Raw genomic sequence first — 3,770 nt, 5'->3', positions numbered from 1 at the left:
CTGAGCCAGCTCACGTCGTACCGCGGCGATCAGGTCGACGTTGGTATGCGCGTGCCCCCACAGCCCCCAGCCGCCGTCGGTCGCCTCGGTGAGCAATACCCAGATCCGGTTGGGTGGCGGTGGATTACCGGGCGCGCCGGCGATCAGCTCGGTGAAACGGGCCACCACGGCGACCTGCTTGCCGCGATCCAACGCGCCGGCGTTGGTCAGGACCTGCACGCGCACGTAATCCGAGCCGCCGTCCACGTTGGCGATCGCGTTGGCGGGAAGTTCGTGAATGAACGCAGCGGTGTTCTGACGGAACATCGCGATATCGGGAACTTCCTCAATCAACATCAACGCAGCCGCCAGGCGGCGGGCCAGCAAGTGTTTGTCCTCGAACGCACCCGCGGGCGCGTACACGTCGATCATCGGCATCGTGTGAGTCCCTCCTCATTGCCCGGCGAGCACCGCCCGCCGATGAGCCCCGAAAACGAGTATCTGTCGGTAGCATTTGGCGTTCACTCACCCGAAAACGTGACCCCAAGACGCAAAGACGCGTCACCCAAATAGGTGACGGACCGCCAGCTGCAGCCATGCCATGTTGGGTGGCGAACACGGCGCAACCCATCGCACAGGGGCAACGATCATGACCACCTCAACGACACCGACGATCGTTCTGGTGCATGGCGCGTTCGCCGACGCGTCCGGGTTCGCCGGGGTGATCCGAGAGTTGCAAAGCGCTGGCCACACTGTTGTAGCGGTGCCCAATCCCCTGCGCAGCCTTGCCTTCGACGCCGCAGCCGTCGCAGCATTCGTCGCCGCACTCGACGCTCCGGTTGTGCTCGTCGGGCATTCCTACGGCGGTGCTGTCATCACGCAGGCCTCAGCCGGGCTAGACAACGTCACCGCACTGGTCTACCTGGCCGCGTTCGGGCTCGAGGAGGGCGAAAGCTGCGCCAGCGTGCAACAACCCTTCCCGCCGTCGCTGCTGGCAAGCACTTCCTATCCCACCGGCTACGACGCGCCGGGCGCACCGCAGGGCCCCGACCTCTACATCGCCAAGGAGCGTTTCCGCGAGACCTTCTGCGCCGACGTACCCGTCGATATCGTCGAGGTCATGTGCGCCAGTCAGCGGCCGCTCTCGCTGGCCGCGCTGACCGAGAACGCCACCGCCGCCGGCTGGAAAGCCAAGCCATCGTGGTATCTGGTGTCCGAGCACGACAATGCCATCCCGCCCGACGCCGAGCGGTTCATGGCCGAACGCATGGGCGCCACCACGAAGTCCATCGCCGGCTCGCACACCGCCTTCATCGCGCAACCGGTGGCGGTGGCCGGCTTTATCGCCGACGCCGTCGGCGCGGGGTCCACCGCATGAGCCTGGCGATCACCTACCGGCGCTCCGGCGACCCCGCAGAGGTGCTCGAGGCAACCGATATTGGGGAACCTCCACCACCCGGCCTCGCTCAGCTGCAGGTACAAATCACCGCGTTTCCGATCCATCCTGGTGACCTGCTGGCCATATCCGCCTCATCAGCCTTGACCGGCGAGCAGATCGCGGGCATCGAAGCAACCGGGGTGGTCCTCGACGTTGGCACCGGGGTGAGCGGTTTCAGCCCCGGTAGCCGGGTCAGCTTCTTCCCTCACTCTGGGGCGTGGCGCCAGGTCGTCAATGTCGACGCCACGATCGCGGTCCCCGTGCCCGCCTCGGTGCCCGACGAGGTGGCCGCCCAAATGCTGTGCAACCCGATCACCGCGCTGCTGCTGCGCCGCGCGGCACAGCGTCATTTCGCCGTCGGGTTCGACGGGGTGGTGCTGAACAACGCCGCAGCCTCGTCCGTGGGCCGACTGTTCACCGCTATTGCCGAACACCACCAGATCGCCACGATCAGCATCGTGCGCAGCGAGGCACGAGCCCACCAGCTGAGGGACCGCTTCCCCACGGTGCCAGTGGTATCCACCTCCGACCCGGACTTTGTCGAACGGATACGGACTGCCGCCGCCGGCCGACCCATACCGGTCGCCCTGGACCCCGTCGGCGGCACCATGGCGGACGACCTCCTGTCGACCCTCTCCCCCGGCGGCACCCTGATCATCTACGGCGCGCTGGGCCAAGAGCCGATTCCGTTGCACGCCACCGCGGTCCTGTACTCGGCACTGGGGATCCGCGGGCTGACGATCAATCGGTGGCTCACTGCCGTATCAGCCGAGCAACGCGCCTCCGATGTGGCCAGTGCGATCACGATTACAACCGGCATGCCGCAGCACTTTGACGTCGCAGCCGTCTACCCACTCGACCGAATCACCGACGCGGTGCGCCACGTCTCCCAGCCCGGCAAGGTCGGCACGGTGGTGGTCAAGCCATGACAACACCCGAGCACGCGCAACCGCGTGCGCGCATCACCAAAACGTGGTGTGGCGCGGACATTCTCGCTTCACTGCTCGAAGGGGCATAACCGTGTTTAACACCGTGGGATTCATCGGCTCGGGGCCGATCGCACAGGCGTTGGCGCATCACTTGGTCGCCGCACAGATACCGGTGTATCTCAGCAACAGCCGCGGCCCCGACAGCCTCACTGACCTGGTGGCTGACCTCGGCGACCCGGCCCAAGCGGTGACCGTTGAGCAGGCAGCCGACGCCGATCTGGTCATTTTGGCGTTGCCATTTCTGCGCGTGCCGGAACTTGTTGACGTTGTGGCGGACTGGACCGGGCGGGTCGTGGTCGACGCCACCAACCAATTTGCCGAATACACACCGGTTTACAGCGGCTATGTCGACCTGGGCGAGGAGACCGGCAGCGAATGGGTTGCCCGACATCTGCCCGGTGCGACGGTCGTCAAGGCATTCAACGCGATGTACGCCAGTTACTTGGCGGCTGATCCGCGCCACGGCGACGGCCGCCAAGTCGTGTTCTACGCCGGGGACGACAAGACTGCCTGCGCAGATTTCGACCAGCTGATCAGCAAACTCGGCTTCGCGCCGGTGCAAGTAGGCGGCCTCCGGGACGGCGGCAAACTAATGCAGCTCGGGGGGCCGCTGAGCACCCTTCATGTCATCAAACAGGACTAATCCCAACGTATATCGAGAGGTCGGCATGCGTAAACTCCAGATGACCGCAATCGGCGAACCTGCCGACGTTTTGGAACTCGTCGAATTCGACGCGCCCGCACCGGGTCCCGGCCAGGTGCTCGTCGAGGTTGAGGCCGCCACCATCAACGCCTCGGACTTCCTCTACATCAGCGGCCAGTACTTCATCACCCCGCAGCTCCCATCCGACGTCGGCGCCGAGGGCGTCGGCCGGGTCCTGGCCGTCGGTCCCGGCGAGAACGAGTCGCTGGTCGGAGCGCGGGTGCTGCTCATACCGACTTACCGGCACGGCACTTGGGCCACCCATGTGATCGCCCACACGACCGATATCGTTGTCGTGCCCGACGATATCGATATCGTTCAGCTGGCGATGGTGGGGATCAACCCGATGACCGCCCTGCTGCTGCTGCGTAACTACGGTGATCCCTCGATGCCCGACCGCTGGATAGGCCAGACGGCGGGCAACTCGGCGGTCGGGGAGTACCTGATCAAGCTGGCGCAGCGGTTCGGGTGGAAAACCGTGAGCGTGGTCCGGCGCGAGGCCGGCGCCGAGCTGGTCCGCAGCTGGGGTGGGGATCGGGTCGTCATCGACGATGAGAATTTGGAATCCAACCTGGCCCAGTCACTGAGCAATGCCGAGCTCGACATCGTCGTCGACTCCGTCGGCGGCGGCGCGGCGCGGCAACTCGCCCACCACCTGCGC

General features: G+C 65.7%; 5 protein-coding genes. 4 read left to right on the top strand and 1 reads right to left on the bottom strand.

Annotated elements, in window-relative coordinates:
• A partial coding sequence (locus WAN71_RS04150; RefSeq protein WP_422224118.1) for a hypothetical protein occupies nt 1-417 on the bottom strand: 417 nt, incomplete at its 3' end.
• A gap of 211 nt (nt 418-628) precedes the next feature.
• Between WAN71_RS04150 and WAN71_RS04145 the strand changes: the two genes are divergently transcribed.
• The 4 genes from WAN71_RS04145 to WAN71_RS04130 all read left to right on the top strand — a co-directional run.
• Nucleotides 629-1,357 (top strand): alpha/beta hydrolase, encoded by a 729-nt coding sequence (locus WAN71_RS04145; RefSeq protein ID WP_422224117.1) that lies wholly within the window; start codon nt 629-631, stop codon nt 1,355-1,357.
• Entirely contained in the window at nt 1,354-2,346 is a 993-nt protein-coding gene (locus WAN71_RS04140) for a zinc-binding dehydrogenase (protein WP_422224116.1), read from the top strand. Before WAN71_RS04145 ends, WAN71_RS04140 begins: the two co-directional genes overlap by 4 nt.
• A 91-nt stretch (nt 2,347-2,437) precedes the next feature.
• On the top strand, nt 2,438-3,049 hold the full coding sequence (locus WAN71_RS04135; protein WP_422224115.1) for an NADPH-dependent F420 reductase: 612 nt from the start codon (nt 2,438-2,440) through the stop codon (nt 3,047-3,049).
• A 40-nt stretch (nt 3,050-3,089) separates the two neighbouring features.
• Nucleotides 3,090-3,770 (top strand): alcohol dehydrogenase catalytic domain-containing protein (locus WAN71_RS04130; RefSeq protein ID WP_422224114.1); only part of this gene is annotated, 681 nt, incomplete at its 3' end.

It is taken from the genome of Mycobacterium sp. (genome assembly GCF_049280035.1).
In the GTDB taxonomy this organism is placed as follows: Bacteria; Actinomycetota; Actinomycetes; order Mycobacteriales; family Mycobacteriaceae; genus Mycobacterium.
This window is presented reverse-complemented; position numbering and strand designations above follow the sequence as displayed.

Bases quoted from the DNA above. Each gene is read 5' to 3' on its own strand.
- WAN71_RS04145 (WP_422224117.1), top strand. From the start codon at position 629: ATGACCACCTCAACGACACCGACGATCGTTCTGGTGCATGGCGCGTTC.
- WAN71_RS04140 (WP_422224116.1), top strand. From the start codon at position 1,354: ATGAGCCTGGCGATCACCTACCGGCGCTCCGGCGACCCCGCAGAGGTG.